Here is an 18,786-nt window from a genome sequence, read left to right as displayed (position 1 = left end):
AGGTGGATATTTTTCCAATCTCTTTAAAGTTGCAACAGCAACGTTGTCTGATTGTGGGTGGTGGGCATATCGCTTTGCGCAAAGCAAATCTTTTAGCCAAAGCTGGAGCCGTAATTGATATTATTGCTCCAGCAATTGAAGATCAGCTTTTAGAGTTGGTTCAGGTGACTGGGGGACAGTATTTTGCTGAGACCTTTGCCGAAATTTTTTTAAATACCTCTTACAGATTAGTTATTGCTGCCACTAATGATGCGCAAGTGAACAAAGCTGTTTTTGAGCAATGTGAAGCACGTAATTTACTGGTAAATAGTGTCGATGATATTCCACACTGCCGCTTTATGGTTCCAGCGATTATTGACCGTTCTCCATTGATCATTTCTGTTGCCTCAAATGGTTCATCACCAGTTTTATCGAGACAACTTCGTACTCAAATAGAAACGATTGTTCCACATGGCATGGGGAAATTGGCTGAGTTTTCTGGTCAATGGCGCAAGCAAGTAAAAGAAAAAATTATTAACCCCGATGAGCGTCGAATCTTTTGGGAAAATTTATATGCTAGTCCATTAAAAGAACAAGTTTTTAATGACAATCTAGACGTAGCAAATGATTTAATTCAGCAAGCATTAACAGAATGGACTGCACCTAAAGGTGAAGTTTATTTGGTAGGGGCTGGACCCGGTGATCCTGAGCTACTGACATTAAAAGCATTGCGTCTTATGCAGCAAGCAGATGTCGTAATTTATGATCGTCTAGTTTCTGCACCCATTTTGGAGCTTTGCCGTCGTGATGCGACCAAAATTTATGTCGGTAAAGCGCGTTCAAATCACTCTGTTCCCCAAGATGGTATCAATGCTTTACTGGTTGAATATGCTCAAAAGGGCAAACGTGTTTGTCGTCTAAAGGGTGGTGATCCGTTTATCTTTGGGCGTGGTGGTGAAGAGATTCAAGAGCTATTTGAGGCGAATGTCACTTTCCAAGTTGTGCCGGGTATAACCGCAGCATCAGGCTGTTCAGCTTATGCAGGGATTCCATTAACTCATCGTGACTATGCACAAAGTGTACGTTTCTTGACTGGGCATTTAAAGGAAGGTTCCCCTGAACTCCCTTGGAATGAACTGGTTTATCAAAATCAAACTTTAGTCCTCTATATGGGGTTAGTTGGTTTGGAACGCATTTGTGAGCAACTTATTGCTCATGGTCAACGTGCTGATATGCCTGTAGCCTTAATCTCTAAAGGAACCACACCAGAACAAAAAGTTATTGTTGGAACATTAGCCGATATTGCGACTAAAGTGTCTGAACATCATGTCGTAGCGCCGACTTTAACCATTATTGGTGAAGTGGTAAGTTTACGTGAACAGTTAAAATGGCAATAAGTTCATCTGAATTTATTATTGGTTATTAAAGTCGAGAAAATTTGTGATTCATGTTGTCCTATACGAGCCTGAAATTCCTGCCAATACAGGCAATATCATTCGTTTATGTGCTAATACGGGCGCACAGTTGCATTTAGTCAAACCTTTAGGTTTTGAGTTAGATGATAAAAAACTCAAAAGAGCAGGCCTTGATTATCATGAATGGGCGCGTATGCAAATTTGGGAAGACATTGAACTGTGTCTTGCAGATCTAAAAGCTAAAGGTGTCGAGCACGTTTTTCCACTCACTACGAAAGGTTCTGCAACTCCACATACAGTCGATTTGAATCGGCCTGTGGCTTTACTGATGGGGCCAGAAACACGTGGTTTGCCTGAATATGTCCGCTTAATGTTTCCACAAGAACAGTGGATCCGTTTGCCAATGGCTGAAAACTCAAGAAGTTTAAATTTATCTAATGCAACCGCCGTGATTGTCTATGAAGCTTGGCGTCAGCAAGGTTTTAAAAACTTAGGATAAGTTATCTAATTTTAAGTAAAAATAAGGCCACAGTTGTGGCCTTATTTTATTTAGATTCAACTTTGCTTAATTCTGTTGTAATGCTTTTCCATCATAAGTTATTTGGGCTGCTAAAACTTGCTCAATATTGGTTTCAGCCCATTCCTTTAATTGGAATGCCATTGAAGCTACATTTTGCCCTAAAGAAGTAAGTGAGTAATCAACACGAATTGGAGATGTATTCTGGATTTTGCGCTCGATGAAACCGTCTCTCTCCAGCATTTTTAACTTCTGTGATAAGACTTTAGGGGAAATACCTTGAATATTCTTTTTGAGCAGATTGAAGTGTTGAGTTTCTTCTTCAAGAACGTTTAAAATCAATAAAACCCATTTATCTGCAATTTTTTCAAAAAATAGACGAGCAGGGCAATGTTGTTGAAAAATATTATATTTTAGACATTCATTCATACCATTTACCTATAATTTTTTGAAAAATTACACTAGTTACCAACTAGTAACTAATTGACACCTAGTTTCTAAAATATATCATAAAGTGGAATTTAATAAAACAAAGGTTTGCTCCCATGTCTAACTCTAATATCGCGGTTGTATATTTCTCTGGCTACGGCCATACAAAAGTTGTTGCTGAAACGTTCGCAAACGAGATTAATGCTCAGCTCATTCAGATTGATCAGGAAGGAAATATTACTGATCAAGATTGGCAGACATTAAATGATGCGAAGGGGATTGTTTTTGGTGCTCCGACTTATATGGGTACAGCGCCATGGCAGTTTAAAAAGTTCGCTGATGCAACTTCAAAAGTATGGTTTACACGTGGCTGGCAAGATAAAATATTTGCAGGTTTTACAAACAGCGCGAGCTTAAATGGAGATAAGCAAGTAACTCTTATCCAATTACAAACTTTAGCAGCACAGCATGGTGGCATTTGGGTAAGCCTTGGTTTATTACCAGCCAATACAAAAAACGCAACACGTGAAGATGTAAACAACTTAGGTGGTTCAGTAGGGCTTTTAGTTCAATCGCCTTCAGATGCAAGTGTGGAAGAAATTCCGACAGGTGATCTGGAAACAGCAAAAGTTTATGCTCAACGTGTACAAAGCATTGTGAATAAAATTTACGGTTAATTTGACCATAAAAAAAGGCGCTTAAAGCGCCTTTTTTATTACTCATGCTCGTTATGTTGCGGAGCATTATATTTGAAGCCTTTGGTTTTGTAGGCAAGATAACCTACACCAATAACGGCCCAAGCTAGGCCAATTTGTAAGGCAAGCTTATCAATCTCTAACCACATCATAAACACACTGGCAAAACCAAGCGTTGGTATAACAATATAATTAATGATGTCTTTAAGCGTTTTGTTCTTGCCATCTCTTAATGCATAGCGAGAAATCACAGAGAAATTAACAAAACTAAAAGCAGTTAGGGCACCAAAACTAATTAAGTTAACAATATGTTCAAGATCTAAAAAGCCGGCAGATAAAGCAACTACACCAACAATAAGAATGTTGTAAGTTGGAGTATGCAATTTTGGACTGATATGACCAAATAATTTCTTGTTGATGACTCCGTCTCGTCCCATCACATACATTAAACGTGATACACCCGCATGGGCAGAAATACCGGATGCCATTACAGCGACTACAGCAAAATATAAAACCAAAGTTTTAAACATCAGACTACCAATAGCAGCGACCATTACAGGTTGTGATTCATCTAAAGGTTTAAAGTACGTGTTTGGGTTACTTGGGAAATATAATTGGATGAAGTAAGTGCTTACAATGAAAATAATGCCTGCAAGTAATGCTGTAGAAAAAATAGCTTTTGGTAGCGTTTTTTCTGCATCTTTTGTTTCTTCAGCAAGAGAAGATAAAGCATCAAATCCGGTAAAAGAGAAGCATAGTACGGTCGCGCCAGCAATTAAAGAACTGACAGATGTCATATCGTTCCAAAAAGGAGTTAATGACCATAATACCGCTTTATCTGGATTTAAAGTTCCATCTGCATATACACCTTGGGTAAGTAAAATATATACTTGATAAACAAAATAAAAAATTACGCCAAGCTGAATAACAACAATCGTGCTGTTAAAACGTGCAACGAATCGTGCACCAAATAAATTAATAACAGTCATGAGTGTTGTTAAACCAATCACCCATAACCAGTTATTTACTTCTGGAAAAAGAGCTCTTAGGTAAATATCTGCCAAGATAATATTAACAAGCGGTGACAGTAGATAGTCTAACCAAGAAGACCAACCCACCATAAAGCCAACATTAGGGTGAATTGATTTTTGAGCATACGTATAGGCCGACCCAGAAGAAGGGTAGCGCTTAATCATATGTCCATAACTGATCGATGTTAATAAGATTGCGACTAATGCAAAAATGTAGGAAGTTGGTACATGACCACCACTTCGTTCTGACACTAAACCAAAAGTATCAAATAACGTTAATGGCTGAATGTAAGCTAAACCAATAATAACAATATGCCAAAGCACAAGATTCTTTTGAAGCTTGCCTGTTGGTTTAGTCCCAGATAAATTTGTCAACGGCGTTATCCTCATAATCGTTGATCAAGGATCAGCTTGGTGTTAAGGATCGTTTGAGACGAACGATCCCCCCTACAGAAAAAGATAAAGTGCGCCAATCTATCCTAAATTGATATAAATTGTCAGTACTTTCATCTATTTTTTAGCAAATTTTTTGCCACATATTTCAAATAAAATAATGAATAAAAATTCTTAGTCATAAAAAAGGTCTGATTTAATATATAAATCAGACCTTTATAAGATTTTTTTGAGTTTAACTTATCGAATTACCAAGCTTTTTCTAAGATATCTCGGATATCTTTTAAGCTTGCTTCTTTCGGGTTGTAAATAATTGAGCCATCATTTAGTGCTTTTTCTGCAACTTCATCAAGCTGTGCTTCAGTTACTTTACCTGTTTCACGTAGAGTGCGTGGTAGCTTTGTTAAAGTAAATAGGCGATCACGCATTGCTAAGATTGTCGTAATTGCTCTATCTGCGCGCTGGGTTGCAGGCGTTTGTGCGTAAATATCTGCACCAGCGAGTGGTAATAGTAACTCACCAATTTTCTGACCATTTACTTGTTTATTGTATTCAAGTACGTAAGGTAAGAATAAATTCATGCATAAACCATGGGGCAGGTGAGCAACAGCGCCTAAAGCATGTCCTAAAGAGTGAACTAGGCCGACCATTGAATTAGAAAATGCGATACCCGCCATTGTGGAGGCTTGAGCTAACTCTAAACGGCCTTGAGCATCATTTGGGTTTTCTAAGACATTAAAGAGATTTTCACTGATCTTTTTAATTCCTGCACTTGCATAAGCATCACTCAATGGATTCGCAGCCATACATGTATATGCTTCAACACAATGCGTTAACGCATCCATACCTGTCATTGCAGTTAAATGAGGAGGCAATGTAAGCGTCATGCGTGGATCTAAAATTGCAGCATGTGGCATTAAATAATAAGAAGCGAATGCTAACTTAACATTCTTTTGAGTATCTGAAACCACAGCAACCATGGTTACTTCAGAACCAGTGCCAGAGGTTGTTGGGATCACAAAAAATGGTTTTAATGGTTTCGGTAAGTTATGAGCACCTGCATATTGCAATAAGTCATTTCCACCTTCAGACACCAAAATGTTGGTTGCTTTAGATGTGTCTATAACTGAACCGCCACCTACAGCAATAATCGCATCACATTTGTTTGTGCGATAAGCTTCTGCTGCAAGACGAACAACTTCTAAACTAGAGTCAGGTGGTACATCATCAAAAACATGACCAATAACAGCATCAGTTGTACTAAATGCAGCTTCAATTGGATTTAATAAGCCATTTGCGCGAACACCCTTATCTGTAATGATAAGAGGGCGTTTTGCGCCTAAAGTCGCAAGCTCAAACGGAATATGTTCTAGCGCAGCATTACCAGCAATGACTTTTACAGGACAAAAGAATTCGTAATATGGTTTGGCCATGTTATGCGCTCCGCTTGAAATAGGACTTGGCTACTTTTAAGTAAATATTTGCAGCCTCGTTGAATTTTTCTTTTAGGGTAAGTTCGGTTGGGTATTCTTTGACTGCTAGTGAAGCAACTAATTTAGGTAAAATAAGAGATTCCATTTTATTTAGACAGCGTACTAAGCGGATAGCCGCAGATACATCGCCATCGGCAATCATTCGGTCATTGGCAAATGCCTGAGCGGTACTTTCTTGAAAAGAAAACACTAAAAAGGCATGAGTGACATGTTTGAAGGTAATCGTTAAGTCTGGTTTTTTTTCAGCTCTTTGAAGTAGTTCTAGCTGTTTGTCCTCTGTCACTCGAGCAAAAAATGCTGGTCCATTCGGAAAAACATTCATTGAAAGTACAAAGTGAACAGGAAATTTAGATACTTCCTCTTGTATTTCCGAGTCCACTTGACTTGCCATGACTAAGCCACGACCAATAACATCCATCATGAGCTTAACGTAGGCAAGTTGCAGAGTCGGCTTTACCGCTTTTGTCGAAATCACTCGCGTATCCCTTGTTAAAATTATGCGAAAGCAAATTTAGAGTAATTACTCTAATCTATTTTTATTTCATCGCAAAGCGATTTATTCATATTTGACTTTAAGGTCATTAAAGTACCCAGTGCTATTAATATACTCAATAAATTCCTGACAAAGTTGACCAAATGATGGATAAGGAGTCACTAAATCTTGTATACGTACCATTTCCAAGCCTGCATAGCCACAAGGATTGATGGTCTGGAATCCATCTAAAGCACAGTCCAGATTGAGTGCTAATCCATGGTAACTACGACCACGGCGAATTTTAAAACCTAAGGAACCAATCTTGCGGCCATCTACATATACTCCAGGCGCATCAGGCTTGGCATAAGCTTCAATTCCATACTTTTTCAAAACATCTATCATGAATTGTTCAGCAAAACTGACCAATGTGCGTACGTTCCATTTTAGACGATTAAGATCAAACATGAAGTAAGCGACGAGTTGACCTGGACCATGCCAAGTCACTTGCCCACCACGGTCAGTTTGTACTATAGGAATGTCTGATGAAATTAGGATATGTTCTGGTTTACCAGCTTGGCCTTGAGTTAATACATTATGATGTTGAAGTAACCATAGCTCATCAGGCGTATCTTGATCACGCTCGTTTGTTAAGAGTTTCATGGTTTCAAATTTGCTTTGATAATCTTGTAAATCGTTCCATTGGCGAATGATCAAGTTAGGTTTATCAAGGCTCATCACAATATATTCCTATAAGTTAGTTTATGCGGCCCGTTAATATCTGCAAGATAGAAGCCGAAAACCCTGTAATTTTAAAGGATTTTATAATAGTAGTTCCAAATATTTGTATTGTTTTTTCATTGTTGAATGGCTTAAAAATTTCCAAAAAAATACCACAGTAAGAATGTCTAACTGTGGTATTGATTGAAGAACTTAAAATTAAAGCGCAGTTCTAATCTGCGGACAAGCAGCCAAGTCAGCATAAAGTGCATGAACTTGTTCCAATTCTTCAAAGCGTAATTGTGCTGTTAAAGAATGATACTTGCCGGTGCGAGATTCTTGAACTTTTAGTGTTGTATGGTCGAAGTCTGGAAAATGTTTTACCAAAATATCGAGTACAGCAACACGTAATTCTTCACCCGCATCGCCAATAAGTTTAATTGGATAATCCATCGGAAATACCCAAAGATGTTCTTGTAGTTCGCGAGATGGAGTGCGGTCTAACATAAGTTACCTCATGATTTGAAACGCCTGCATCATCGCAGGCGTTTATAGCTCTTTCTATTAAATGGGGCTTGGTTTTGAAATTTCAAGCCTTCAAAACTTAGTCATTTTCTAAGAAAGAACGTAAGTGTTCAGAACGAGAAGGGTGGCGCAATTTACGCAACGCTTTCGCTTCAATCTGACGAATACGTTCACGTGTTACGTCAAACTGCTTACCCACTTCTTCTAGTGTGTGATCGGTTGGCATATCAATACCAAAACGCATCTTCAATACTTTTGCTTCACGTTCAGTTAAGTTTTCAAGTACTTCGCGTGTTGCTTCTTTTAAGCCTTCTGAAGTCGCAGCATCAATTGGTGAAGTGATGTTTTGATCTTCAATGAAATCACCAAGATGCGAATCTTCATCATCACCGATAGGTGTTTCCATTGAAATCGGTTCTTTGGCAATTTTAAGTACCTTACGAACCTTAACTTCGTCCATTTCTAAACGTTCACCTAATTCTTCAGGTGTCGGTTCGCGGCCCATTTCTTGTAACAATTGACGAGATACACGGTTGATCTTGTTAATCGTTTCAATCATATGTACAGGAATACGAATTGTACGAGCCTGATCGGCAATCGAACGGGTAATCGCCTGACGAATCCACCAAGTTGCATAAGTCGAGAATTTATAACCACGACGATATTCAAACTTGTCTACAGCTTTCATCAAACCAATGTTCCCTTCTTGAATCAAGTCAAGGAACTGTAAACCACGGTTGGTATATTTTTTCGCAATCGAAATTACCAAACGAAGGTTGGCTTCTACCATTTCTTTTTTAGCACGACGCGCTTTCGCTTCGCCAATCGCCATACGCTTAGAAATATCTTTAATTTCAGCAACGCTTAAATTAAGTTCTTTCTCAATATCTGCAATCTTTTGCTGAAATGCTAAAACATCTGGACGAACCTTTTCTAAATGCGCCTTGATTTCAGCAGGAGCTTTAGCAATCTGTTCATCTAACCAAGCTGGATTAGATTCTTGCTTAGGGAAAGATGTACGGAATTGAGTGCGATCCATACGGCCACGACGTACTGCATAACGCATAACTTCACGTTCGTTGGCGCGAATTTGCTCATGTGTACCACGAATCATTTCAGAAATGATGTCAAATAAACGTGGTGTAAATTTAAACATCATGAACACAGTAGCTAAAGCTTCTAATGCTTCCTCAGCTTCTGGGCTGTTACGACCATGTTTCGCAATAATAGCTTTTGTTTTAGTCCATGCAGCTTCAAGTTCATTAAAACGAACTTTTGCAACTTCAGGGTCTGGACCAGATTCACCTTCAGAGTCGTCATCGCTTTCTGACTCTTCATCTTCTTCATCGTCGTCAAGCTTAACTTCTTTTGCTGGCGTAGCTGGCGCTTCTTCTTCCTCAAGTTCTGTTTCTTCTTCTAGAACTTCAGGAATCTCTTCGTCAGTTTCAGGATCAAGATAGCCAGATAAAATATCGGCAAGGCGACGTTCGCCAGTCAAGAAATCATTATATTCTTTTAATACAACTTCAACAGCATTTGGCCAGTACGCAATTGAATTAAGGACATCACGAATCCCTTCTTCAATACGTTTTGCAATGCTGATTTCACCTTCACGGGTTAATAGTTCAACTGTACCCATTTCACGCATGTACATACGTACAGGGTCTGTCGTACGTCCAGGCTCATTTTCAACCGATGCAAGTACGGCAGCAGCTTCTTCTTCAGCAACTTCATCAGCTGTGTCAGTTGACTCACCGAACATGGTATCGTCAGATTCAGGTGCACGCTCGTGTACAGGAATACCAACGTCTTGAAGCATTTGAATAATGTCTTCAATCTGTTCGCTTTCAGTAATCGAGTCCGGCAGATGATCGTTAACCTCAGCGTAAGTTAAGTAACCTTGTTCTTTGCCTCGGCTAATCAGAGCCGCTACTTGAGAAGTAGGGGAATGCATATCGCTCATCTTTGCTTACTCTTCGTTGAATCTGTGGCAGTGAAAAACCGTGCATGATAGCACAATTTACTTGAAATATTTTGGATTTGATCGGTAACCGTTAAATAAAAAATATCTTTGAATTCACGTCTGTTTTTTGAATATTGGGCTAAAATCATTTTTTTCAAGCTTAAATCATAGAAAAGATCATAGAATTTTTTCTTGATCAGAAAAATAGTTCAGTTTTATAAATACACAATTTTTTGGGTGAAAAAAAGTACAAATATGCAGTTTAATGAAAAAAATATAAATAAAACTTGACATGGTTCTGTAAGAGAGATAAATAGCGCCTAGACCCATTCACATTTTTTCATTAGAGGTAGTTTTAGTGTCTTCTACAGATTTTGAACTAGATGATAGCTACGGTGATGATGATGATGTCGGTTTTGATGAGTCATCAGGCAAAATCACTGCGAAAGAATCATTAGAAAAACGTAGATTAATCGATGATCTATTAGCTCAACGCCGTTTAGAGCGTGAGTTGAAAGATTTTGATTATGATTTAGACGATGATGATCTTGATGATGAAGACTAATCAAATCTGAATAGGGCATCGTCAGCTTAAATGCTATGCTATCGTAGATTTCTTTTTTATAGTCAGGTAACACAATGAGTGCGTTAGATTTAGACCAATTAAGTGAATATCTAGATGGAGACCACAATGAGTATGGTCTAGATTTCGCTGCAACTCATGGTTTTCTGTGTGCAATTGCAGTAGGCCCTCAGTTTGACCGTTGGTTAGATGAGCTATTTGATAATAACCATAAGAAGGTTCCTGCTGAAATTATTCAGCAAATCAAGGCGTGGTTAGAGTCAATTCGACAAGATTTAGCAAATGAAAATGGAATTGCATTTCCATTTGAAATTGAAGAAGCTGATGTTGAATCCAGCTTAGGCGACTGGAGTGTGGGATTTGTTGATGCAATGTTCTTAAATGAAGAGGCATGGTTTGCCCCTGAACATGAAGAACAATTAATTGATTTAACTTTACCAATGATGGTATTTAGTGGAATTGATGAAGAAGATCCGCAGATGGAATCTTTCCGTCGCAATGGACAGTTAATGGATGAACTGGCAGAAGAAATTCCAGATAATTTGAATGAATTATACTTGATGTATCATACGCCAAATTAATTTATTAGAAGAAATAGTAAATAACGTCCTTTCTAGGGCGTTTTTTATGCTTTGGCTTTTTAATTGATTAATGAATGAAGCCGTCTTTTTTTAAGATTTTATCTTAAATTTAGAGCTTTAATCAGAATATTGAACGATTTGTTCTCATAATCTGGTGGAGCTTGGTGTTAAAAGTTTTAAAACTAGCTTTCAGTGAATGAATTGGTTTTGAAGGAATACGTAGCCAAAATATTTTTATTATTTAGTATTTCTATAAAAAAGGCATTTAGAAAACTAAATGCCTTTTCATTAAAAATTATAAACGTTTACGCTTTGCAGCTGCAATTTGCGACTGGCGCATACGGAAGCCAGCTTTTTGTTTTTCAGTTGTCTTGTCGATGCAATACACGCAAGAAACACCATGTTCATAACTCGTTAAAGCTGACTCTTCAGGAGTTAATGGCCAACCACAAGCGTGACATTTAATATTTACGCCTTCCTCAACGCCATGAGTTACAGCAGTACGTCCGTCAAATACGAAACATTCGCCTTCCCATAAGCTTTCATCAGCAGGGGTCTCTTCTAAATATTTAAGAATACCGCCCTTAAGGTGGTAAACCTCTGTAAATCCTTCTTGGAGAAGTAAAGAGGTTGATTTCTCACAGCGAATACCACCTGTACAGAACATCGCAATTTTTTTATCTTTATGTTGCTCTAGCTCTTTTTTAACATATTCTGGAAACTCGCGGAATGTCTCAGTTTTAGGGTCGATTGCACCTTTGAAAGTACCCGCCTTATATTCATAATCATTACGCGTATCGATTAAAATTACATCATCACGTGCAATTAAATCATTCCACTCTTTTGGATCAAGGTAGTGGCCCACTAAATCGCGAGGTTTAACTTCAACACCTAAAGTCACAATCTCTTCTTTAAGTTTAATTTTCATTTTACGGAAAGGTTTGTCAGAACTATGGGATTCTTTATATTCCATAGAGGCAAAACCTTCATTGAGTAAAAATTGACAGAGGCTATCAATTGCTACACGGTCGCCCGCAACAGTACCATTAATTCCTTCACCTGCTACAATCAGAGTTCCACAAAGGTTAATTGTTTTCACTAAGTCTAATAGACGTTGCTGAAGATCTGTAGGATCTTGAACTTCTTTAAATTGATATAGTGCGGCAACAACCCAACCTGCGGTCGCTTGCTGTTCTACAGGTGCAAGCTGTTCTACAGTAGCGTTCATGGAAAACTCCAAATGTATTAAGATATAAATTTAAGGCGCATATTTTAGCGCGAAAATGTGTAATAAGCGAGAAAACCATAAAAAGTATATGGTTTATTTAAGGAGTTTGTTTTGAGTAATGATCATCGAATGCTCTCTCTCACCCCATGTGCAGGGCGTTGTTCAACAGTTTTTGGTGATCAGGTTTGCCGTGGTTGTCGCCGTTTTAACCATGAAGTGATTCAATGGAATACTTATACAGCAGAGCAGCGTTTAGCTGTATGGAAGCGTTTAGATGATCAACTGAATCAAATTTTAGTACCGATGTTACCTCATGCGAACTTGCAGCATGTAGAGGGATTTATTTTAAGTAAACGTGTTCGGTTGATGGAAGGGACGAGTAAAGGCCGCAAACTTTATCATGCTTTAAAAATATGTGAGAAAAATAAGCATCTGGCAACAGAAAGTGGTTTGGGTATTTCGGAGCCTCAAGTCAAAACAATATGGGTTGAATTTGAAAGGCGCGTTTTAGCTTTGGCTAAAGCAAGTTATGAGTTGGCTTGGTTAAGAGCTAATGGAATTAGTCATCATCTGTTAAGTGTTTTTGACGAAGAATAAGTTTGTAGATTGAATTGAATATATCTCAATAAAAAAGCTGCCAGAAGGCAGCTTTTTTATCATTAATTTTCTTTCGAATATTAACGTTTGATATCGCGCTGAGTCGGACCAGTATAAAGCTGGCGAGGACGACCGATTTTGTATGGTGCGCTGTGCATTTCTAACCAGTGGCTGATCCAGCCTACTGTACGTGCAAGTGCAAAGATTACCGTAAACATTTCTGTTGGGATACCAATCGCTTTAAGGATGATACCTGAGTAGAAATCTACGTTAGGGTAAAGTTTACGTTCAACAAAGTACGGGTCGTTCAATGCAATGCGTTCAAGTTCCATAGCAAGCGCTAATTGAGGATCATTGATATTTAATGCTGCAAGAACTTCGTCACAAGTTTGTTTCATGACTTTAGCACGTGGGTCGAAGTTTTTGTAAACGCGGTGACCGAAGCCCATGAGTTTAACTTCTTTACGTTTAACTTTTTCCATGAACTCGGCAACGTTTTCTACACTACCGATTTCATCAAGCATCTTAAGAACAGCTTCGTTTGCACCACCGTGAGCAGGTCCCCAAAGCGCAGAAATACCTGAAGAGATACATGCGTATGGATTTGCACCAGTAGAACCAGCAAGACGTACTGTAGATGTCGAAGCATTTTGTTCGTGATCAGCATGAAGCGTGAAGATACGATCCATTGCGCGAGCAAGAACAGGATTTACTTTGTAATCACGGTCAGCAGGGGTAGCAAACATCATGTGTAAGAAGTTTTCCGCGTAATTTAAGTCATTACGTGGATAGATGAATGGTTGACCTACTGTGTATTTGTAACTCCAAGCAGCAAGCGTTGGAATTTTTGCAATTAGACGAATCGCAGTGATTTCACGGTGATTGATGTCTTCAATGTCAAGGTTGTTGTGATAGAACGCAGATAATGCACCAACAACACCAACCATGATTGCCATAGGATGAGCATCACGACGGAAACCATTGAAGAAACGGCTAACTTGGTCGTGAACCATCGTATGAGCGCGAACTTTGGCATCAAATTCTGTTTTTTGTTCAGCAGTTGGAAGCTCGCCATTTAATAGCAAGTAGCAAGTTTCAAGATAGTCTGCTTGAGTTGCTAACTGATCAATTGGGTAACCGCGGTGTAATAAAATACCTTTGTCACCATCAATGAACGTAATTTTAGACTCGCATGCAGCTGTCGCCATAAAACCAGGATCGAAAGTGAAATGACCTTCTTTCAATATGCTGCTGACATCAATTACATCTGGACCTAAAGTGCCACTGTAGATTGGTAATCCAATTTCTTTGCCATCAAGATGTAATACGGCTTTTTTGCCATTTGCTTCAGACATTCAATAGATCTCCTGTCCTGGTGAATGTTGATCTGACCCGAAATCCTAATGTTCTCATGTGCGAATCAGACGGTGTCAAAATTTGCTATAAGATTAGTGAGTACTGAAATTTTGTCAATTATACTTATGGATAAAAAATGACGATCTCACAGAGAGTTAGTCATCAAGACCCGAGCAAAAAAGTCAGTAAAATCACTGCATCGGGATGGTATAATAAGTCAATTCAACAAGAACGTGCAGAAAAAAAATGAAGTATCAGTCTAATTGTAAGCAAATTTTAAAATTAAGATTAAAAATGATAAGTAGGTAGAAAATGCCAATCCAATTAAAAAAATCATAAAACTCATGGTGTAATTTCAAATTTCTACACAAGAAAAACTCTATTTTTATTTAGTTGTAACAAAGAATATTGGTGTTTTTTTAAGTTTAATTGTATAAAAAATAGCTAATTGAACTGCGTTAAAATAATAAAAACTTCTATTTTCAATAAAAATTGCTTTCTCAAATGTATTTTAGCTTGACCGATTTGGGGTGAATGTAAGTACGTTTACTTAATTGAATTGTGGCTTTTATTGAAAATATGAGGAGTTACTAACATTTTTCTATTTATATGATGAATTTATAACTTTATCTTTAGTCTAAAACTTACTTATTTAAAAGAAATTTCAGAAAAAATGAAATTAAATAAAAAGTTATTTTAAACAATAACATGATGGAACTATGTATACCTTTTTAATAGGGTTAATAGGGTGATATCATTGTGAATGATTCTTATTTAATTGTTTTTTGCTTAAATGGGAAAGTGGATTGTTTGTATTTTGATACTTCGCGTTTTATAATTCAGTGTCGTTTATAGGTTAGGCATGAGCTGTGCTTGCCTAACAATGCCAGCTTTCCTTGGAATTAATTCAACAAACTCCGGTCGGAGTTTCTACCTACAGGATGCCCGCTGTGAAAAGCAACAGACCTGTCAATTTGTCCATGGGTCAGGTGTTAGCGGTAAATTTACGCTCACCCGTGGCTATTGCATCAATTTTACACCGTTTATCAGGTGTCATCGTTTTCTTATTAGTACCAGTTCTATTATGGATTTTAGATAAATCATTATCTTCACCAGAAGGATTTGACTACGTTAAAAATGTCGTGTTTGGAAATATCCTTGTACGTTTTATCGTTTGGGTATTTGTAGCCGGCTTATTATTCCACTTTATTGCTGGAGTAAAGCACTTACTTGCAGATTTAGGTTTTGCTGAAGAACTGCAAAGTGGTCGTATTGCAGCGACAATTTCATTGATCTTATCTGTGGTAGCCATTATCGCAGCCTTTGTATGGATTATGTTCTAATGAAAAGTGCTACAGGTTTAACTGGTTCAGGTTCTCGTGATTGGTATATCCAGCGCGTAAGTGCGGTTGTATTAGCAGCCTATACTGTTGTTCTTTTGGGTTGGATTCTCTGCAAAGGCGGATTTGACTATCAACAATGGGCTGGTTTCATGATGACATTACCAATGAAGATTTTCTCTTTATTGGCAATTTTATCACTTATCGCACACGCATGGATTGGGATGTGGCAAGTTTTTACTGACTATGTCACTACTCGTCAAATGGGTCCTTCAGCGAAAGGTTTACGCCTTGTACTGACGACGGCTGTCATTATTGCAGTGTTTGTGTACGCAATCTGGGGTATCCAGATTTTCTGGGCGAATTGATAGGAAGACATCATGGGCGCGATAACCCCTAAAGAAGATTATTCAAATATTCAAAACCTCACTTTCGATGCAGTTATAGTTGGTGGTGGTGGTTCTGGTATGCGTGCATCTTACCAACTTGCTCAAGCAGGTTTGAAAGTTGCAGTACTCACTAAAGTTTTCCCGACACGTTCGCACACTGTAGCTGCTCAAGGTGGTATCGGTGCGTCGTTAGGTAATATGCAAGAAGATAACTGGCATTTCCATTTTTACGATACAGTAAAAGGTTCTGACTGGTTAGGTGACCAAGACGCAATTGAATTTATGTGTCGTGAAGCACCAAAAGTTGTGTATGAACTTGAACACATGGGTATGCCTTTTGACCGTAACGCTGATGGTACAATTTACCAACGTCCGTTCGGTGGTCACTCTGCTAACTATGGTGATAAGCCAGTTCCACGTGCTTGTGCAGCTGCGGACCGTACAGGTCATGCATTATTGCACACGCTTTATCAAAGTAACGTGAAAATGGGTACTCAATTCTTCGTTGAATGGATCGCTCTTGATTTGATCCGTAACGAAGCTGGTGATGTTCTTGGTGTAACAGCGATTGACCAGGAAACTGGTAACATTTCAGTATTCCAAGCAAAAGCAACATTATTTGCTACTGGTGGTGCTGGTCGTGTTTACCGTGCATCAACAAATGCTTATATCAATACTGGTGACGGTCTTGGTATGGCTGCTCGTGCTGGTATTCCATTACAAGATATGGAGTTCTGGCAGTTCCACCCAACGGGTGTTGCGGGCGCTGGTGTATTGTTGACTGAAGGTTGTCGTGGTGAAGGTGCAATCCTTCGTAATAAAGACGGCGAACCGTTCATGGAACGTTATGCACCGACTTTAAAAGACTTGGCTCCACGTGACTTCGTTTCACGTTCTATGGACCAAGAAATTAAAGAGGGTCGTGGTTGTGGTCCAAAAGGTGATTATATCTTACTTGATATGACTCACTTGGGCGCTGAAACAATCATGAAACGTTTACCATCTGTATTTGAGATTGGTAAAAAATTCGCGAACGTTGATATCACAAAAGAAGCGATTCCTGTAGTACCAACAATCCATTATCAAATGGGTGGTATTCCTACGAATATGCATGGTCAGGTATGTTTACCTGAAGTGGGTACAGACAACTACACTAAACCTGTAAAAGGTTTCTATGCAATTGGCGAATGTTCTTGTGTATCAGTACATGGTGCAAACCGTTTAGGTACAAACTCACTTCTTGACTTGGTTGTATTTGGTAAAGCTGCTGGTGAGCACATTATCGATTACGTTACTAAGCATCATGGTGATGAATATGCGCCACTTCCAACAGATGTATTAGGGCAAACATTAGCTCGTGTACGCAAGTTGGATGACTCAACTGCTGGTGAAAATGCTCAAGAAGTTGCTGATGCAATTCGTGATATCGTTCAAGACCATGCAGGTGTATTCCGTACTCAAGCATTGCTTGATAAGGGTGTTAAAGAGATTCTTGCTCTTGAACCACGTGTGCGTAATATCCACTTAAAAGATAAATCTAGAGTATTTAACACTGCACGTGTTGAAGCGCTTGAAGTTGAAAACTTGTATGAAGTTGCAAAAGCAACTCTAATTTCAGCAGCTGCGCGTAAAGAGTGTCGTGGTGCGCATACTGTAGTTGATTACGAATTACCAGCTGATCACCCAACTTATTCATACGGTCGCCGTGATGATGAGTGGATGAAACACACGTTATGGTATTCATCAGATAACCGTTTGGAATATAAGCCAGTGCGCTTCAAACCGTTGACTGTTGATGCAATTCCGCCAGCACCACGTACATTCTAATCGGGAGTATAAAGATGAGTAGAGGTACTCGTACATTCGAAATCTACCGCTATGATCCTGATAAGGATAAAGCGCCGTACATGCAAACTTTCAAACTTGAATTGACTGATAAGCACCGTATGTTGCTTGATGCATTACTTGCATTGAAAGTTCAAGACGAAACGTTAACATTCCGTCGTTCTTGCCGTGAAGGTATTTGTGGTTCGGATGGTGTGAATATCAATGGTAAAAATGGTTTGGCTTGTTTAGAAAACCTAAATGATTTACCAGAGAAAATCGTAATTCGTCCATTACCTGGTTTGCCGGTGGTTAAAGATTTGGTTGTTGATATGAACCAATTCTATGATCAATATGACAAGATTCAGCCATTCTTGATCAATAACCAGCCAGCTCCACCTAAAGAGCGTTTACAGTCTCCAGAAGAGCGTGAACACTTAAACGGTTTGTATGAATGTATTCTTTGTGCATGTTGTTCAACTTCATGTCCATCATTCTGGTGGAATCCTGACAAGTTCTTGGGTCCTTCAGCATTGTTGAATGCATACCGTTTCATTATTGATTCTCGTGATACTGCTACAGCAGACCGTTTGTCTCGTCTTGACGATCCATTCAGTTTGTTCCGTTGTAAAGGTATCATGAACTGTGTGTCAGTATGTCCTAAAGGTCTAAACCCTACAAAAGCTATTGGTCACATCCGTAGCATGTTATTAGATCAAGCGGGTTAATTCTGCACAAACAGAGAACGCACATCCTTGATGTGCGTTTTTTTTTAACTTTATAATGTAAACTTTAGACTTTGGTCGAAAAAGATGAGGTTTTTATATATTGCACCATATATTAAAAGATAAAATCGCATATGTATTTCGCCAATTTATAGGTGGTATGTGTCAAAAAAATCAATCGTTCGTTAAGAACATGATACGATTTGCCACAAAGTTATAGGTGAAAAAAGCGTATACTAGTGAAATTAATTTAAGTAGCACGATCTTAGATCTGTGCTTAATTTTTATGGTTAAAGTCATTTTAGAAAAGTTAATTTTAAAGTTAATTTTTCTAAAAAGATTTGCAAAAAATTGCTCGGTTTTAATCGAGTATAAGGTGAGTGATGATGCCATTGAGGGTGTTGTGATTCATTAATTACCTATGGAGTTTCCTCTCTAGGTAGTATGACGCCCCATGGTCTTAAAGACCTGTTGGGTAAGTAATGCCTTTTTTACCAATTTGGCATTATGCATCATGGGTGTGCTTAAAAG

General features: G+C 38.5%; 20 protein-coding genes and 1 pseudogene. 11 read left to right on the top strand and 10 right to left on the bottom strand.

What is annotated here, in order from left to right; all coding sequences use genetic code 11:
• Window positions 1-2 precede the first annotated feature (2 nt).
• Both cysG and WA249_RS03300 read left to right on the top strand, forming a co-directional pair.
• On the top strand, window positions 3-1,376 hold the full coding sequence (gene cysG, locus WA249_RS03305; RefSeq protein ID WP_336166474.1) for a siroheme synthase CysG: 1,374 nt from the start codon (window positions 3-5) through the stop codon (window positions 1,374-1,376).
• A gap of 43 nt (window positions 1,377-1,419) precedes the next feature.
• Window positions 1,420-1,893, top strand: coding sequence for a tRNA (cytidine(34)-2'-O)-methyltransferase (locus WA249_RS03300; RefSeq protein ID WP_336166473.1), 474 nt, complete (start codon window positions 1,420-1,422; stop codon window positions 1,891-1,893).
• A gap of 66 nt (window positions 1,894-1,959) precedes the next feature.
• Here WA249_RS03300 and WA249_RS03295 read toward each other — a convergent pair whose 3' ends face one another.
• The gene (locus WA249_RS03295) at window positions 1,960-2,340 is read right to left on the bottom strand and encodes a winged helix-turn-helix transcriptional regulator (protein ID WP_336166472.1); all 381 of its coding nucleotides are present in this window, start codon (window positions 2,338-2,340) and stop codon (window positions 1,960-1,962) included.
• A 116-nt stretch (window positions 2,341-2,456) separates the two neighbouring features.
• Here WA249_RS03295 and WA249_RS03290 point away from each other — a divergent pair, with 116 nt between their 5' ends.
• Entirely contained in the window at window positions 2,457-3,017 is a 561-nt protein-coding gene (locus WA249_RS03290) for a flavodoxin family protein (RefSeq protein WP_336166471.1), read from the top strand.
• Between the two features lie 38 nt (window positions 3,018-3,055).
• Here the strand turns inward: WA249_RS03290 and WA249_RS03285 are convergent, their stop codons facing one another.
• The 6 genes from WA249_RS03285 to rpoD form a co-directional block, all read right to left on the bottom strand.
• A complete protein-coding gene (locus WA249_RS03285) occupies window positions 3,056-4,441 on the bottom strand; it encodes an APC family permease (protein WP_336166470.1) in 1,386 nt (461 codons plus the stop codon).
• Window positions 4,442-4,707: 266 nt separating this feature from the next.
• Window positions 4,708-5,892, bottom strand: a complete 1,185-nt coding sequence (locus WA249_RS03280) for an iron-containing alcohol dehydrogenase (protein ID WP_336166469.1) — start codon at window positions 5,890-5,892, stop codon at window positions 4,708-4,710.
• 1 nt (window position 5,893) lies between these two features.
• On the bottom strand, window positions 5,894-6,427 hold the full coding sequence (locus WA249_RS03275) for a hypothetical protein (protein WP_016137049.1): 534 nt from the start codon (window positions 6,425-6,427) through the stop codon (window positions 5,894-5,896).
• An 81-nt stretch (window positions 6,428-6,508) separates the two neighbouring features.
• Complete coding sequence (gene lipB, locus WA249_RS03270; RefSeq protein ID WP_336166468.1) at window positions 6,509-7,162, bottom strand: lipoyl(octanoyl) transferase LipB; 654 nt, start codon at window positions 7,160-7,162, stop codon at window positions 6,509-6,511.
• A 201-nt stretch (window positions 7,163-7,363) separates the two neighbouring features.
• Complete coding sequence (locus WA249_RS03265) at window positions 7,364-7,651, bottom strand: YbeD family protein (RefSeq protein ID WP_045435226.1); 288 nt, start codon at window positions 7,649-7,651, stop codon at window positions 7,364-7,366.
• Window positions 7,652-7,748: 97 nt separating this feature from the next.
• On the bottom strand, window positions 7,749-9,632 hold the full coding sequence (rpoD, locus tag WA249_RS03260) for an RNA polymerase sigma factor RpoD (protein ID WP_336166467.1): 1,884 nt from the start codon (window positions 9,630-9,632) through the stop codon (window positions 7,749-7,751).
• A 358-nt stretch (window positions 9,633-9,990) separates the two neighbouring features.
• Here rpoD and WA249_RS03255 point away from each other — a divergent pair, with 358 nt between their 5' ends.
• Together WA249_RS03255 and WA249_RS03250 are read left to right on the top strand one after the other, a co-directional pair.
• The gene (locus WA249_RS03255) at window positions 9,991-10,197 is read left to right on the top strand and encodes a PA3496 family putative envelope integrity protein (RefSeq protein WP_016137045.1); all 207 of its coding nucleotides are present in this window, start codon (window positions 9,991-9,993) and stop codon (window positions 10,195-10,197) included.
• Between the two features lie 74 nt (window positions 10,198-10,271).
• Entirely contained in the window at window positions 10,272-10,796 is a 525-nt protein-coding gene (locus tag WA249_RS03250) for a YecA/YgfB family protein (RefSeq protein ID WP_336166466.1), read from the top strand.
• Between the two features lie 295 nt (window positions 10,797-11,091).
• On the opposite strand, the gene trhO is transcribed toward WA249_RS03250, so the two are convergent.
• On the bottom strand, window positions 11,092-12,024 hold the full coding sequence (gene trhO / locus WA249_RS03245) for an oxygen-dependent tRNA uridine(34) hydroxylase TrhO (protein WP_336166465.1): 933 nt from the start codon (window positions 12,022-12,024) through the stop codon (window positions 11,092-11,094).
• Between the two features lie 111 nt (window positions 12,025-12,135).
• Between trhO and WA249_RS03240 the strand changes: the two genes are divergently transcribed.
• On the top strand, window positions 12,136-12,621 hold the full coding sequence (locus tag WA249_RS03240; RefSeq protein WP_336166464.1) for a DUF1289 domain-containing protein: 486 nt from the start codon (window positions 12,136-12,138) through the stop codon (window positions 12,619-12,621).
• Between the two features lie 80 nt (window positions 12,622-12,701).
• Here WA249_RS03240 and gltA read toward each other — a convergent pair whose 3' ends face one another.
• Together gltA and WA249_RS18935 are read right to left on the bottom strand one after the other, a co-directional pair.
• A complete protein-coding gene (gene gltA, locus WA249_RS03235; protein ID WP_003655451.1) occupies window positions 12,702-13,976 on the bottom strand; it encodes a citrate synthase in 1,275 nt (424 codons plus the stop codon).
• Between the two features lie 364 nt (window positions 13,977-14,340).
• A pseudogene (locus WA249_RS18935) lies at window positions 14,341-14,421 on the bottom strand (hypothetical protein); the annotation flags it as partial.
• Between the two features lie 497 nt (window positions 14,422-14,918).
• On the opposite strand from WA249_RS18935, the gene sdhC reads away from it, so the two are divergent.
• From sdhC to WA249_RS03210, 5 genes are all read left to right on the top strand, one after another.
• The gene (sdhC, locus tag WA249_RS03230) at window positions 14,919-15,320 is read left to right on the top strand and encodes a succinate dehydrogenase, cytochrome b556 subunit (RefSeq protein ID WP_003655453.1); all 402 of its coding nucleotides are present in this window, start codon (window positions 14,919-14,921) and stop codon (window positions 15,318-15,320) included.
• Complete coding sequence (gene sdhD / locus WA249_RS03225) at window positions 15,320-15,685, top strand: succinate dehydrogenase, hydrophobic membrane anchor protein (RefSeq protein WP_016137039.1); 366 nt, start codon at window positions 15,320-15,322, stop codon at window positions 15,683-15,685. The genes sdhC and sdhD overlap by 1 nt, the downstream gene beginning before the upstream one ends.
• A gap of 12 nt (window positions 15,686-15,697) precedes the next feature.
• On the top strand, window positions 15,698-17,533 hold the full coding sequence (sdhA, locus tag WA249_RS03220; protein ID WP_042897590.1) for a succinate dehydrogenase flavoprotein subunit: 1,836 nt from the start codon (window positions 15,698-15,700) through the stop codon (window positions 17,531-17,533).
• Window positions 17,534-17,547: 14 nt separating this feature from the next.
• On the top strand, window positions 17,548-18,258 hold the full coding sequence (locus WA249_RS03215) for a succinate dehydrogenase iron-sulfur subunit (protein ID WP_336166463.1): 711 nt from the start codon (window positions 17,548-17,550) through the stop codon (window positions 18,256-18,258).
• A 283-nt stretch (window positions 18,259-18,541) separates the two neighbouring features.
• The gene (locus WA249_RS03210) at window positions 18,542-18,670 is read left to right on the top strand and encodes a hypothetical protein (protein WP_002116082.1); all 129 of its coding nucleotides are present in this window, start codon (window positions 18,542-18,544) and stop codon (window positions 18,668-18,670) included.
• Window positions 18,671-18,786 lie beyond the last annotated feature (116 nt).

The sequence above is a fragment of the Acinetobacter sp. 161(2023) genome (assembly GCF_037027805.1).
GTDB lineage: Bacteria > Pseudomonadota > Gammaproteobacteria > Pseudomonadales > Moraxellaceae > Acinetobacter.
This window is presented reverse-complemented; position numbering and strand designations above follow the sequence as displayed.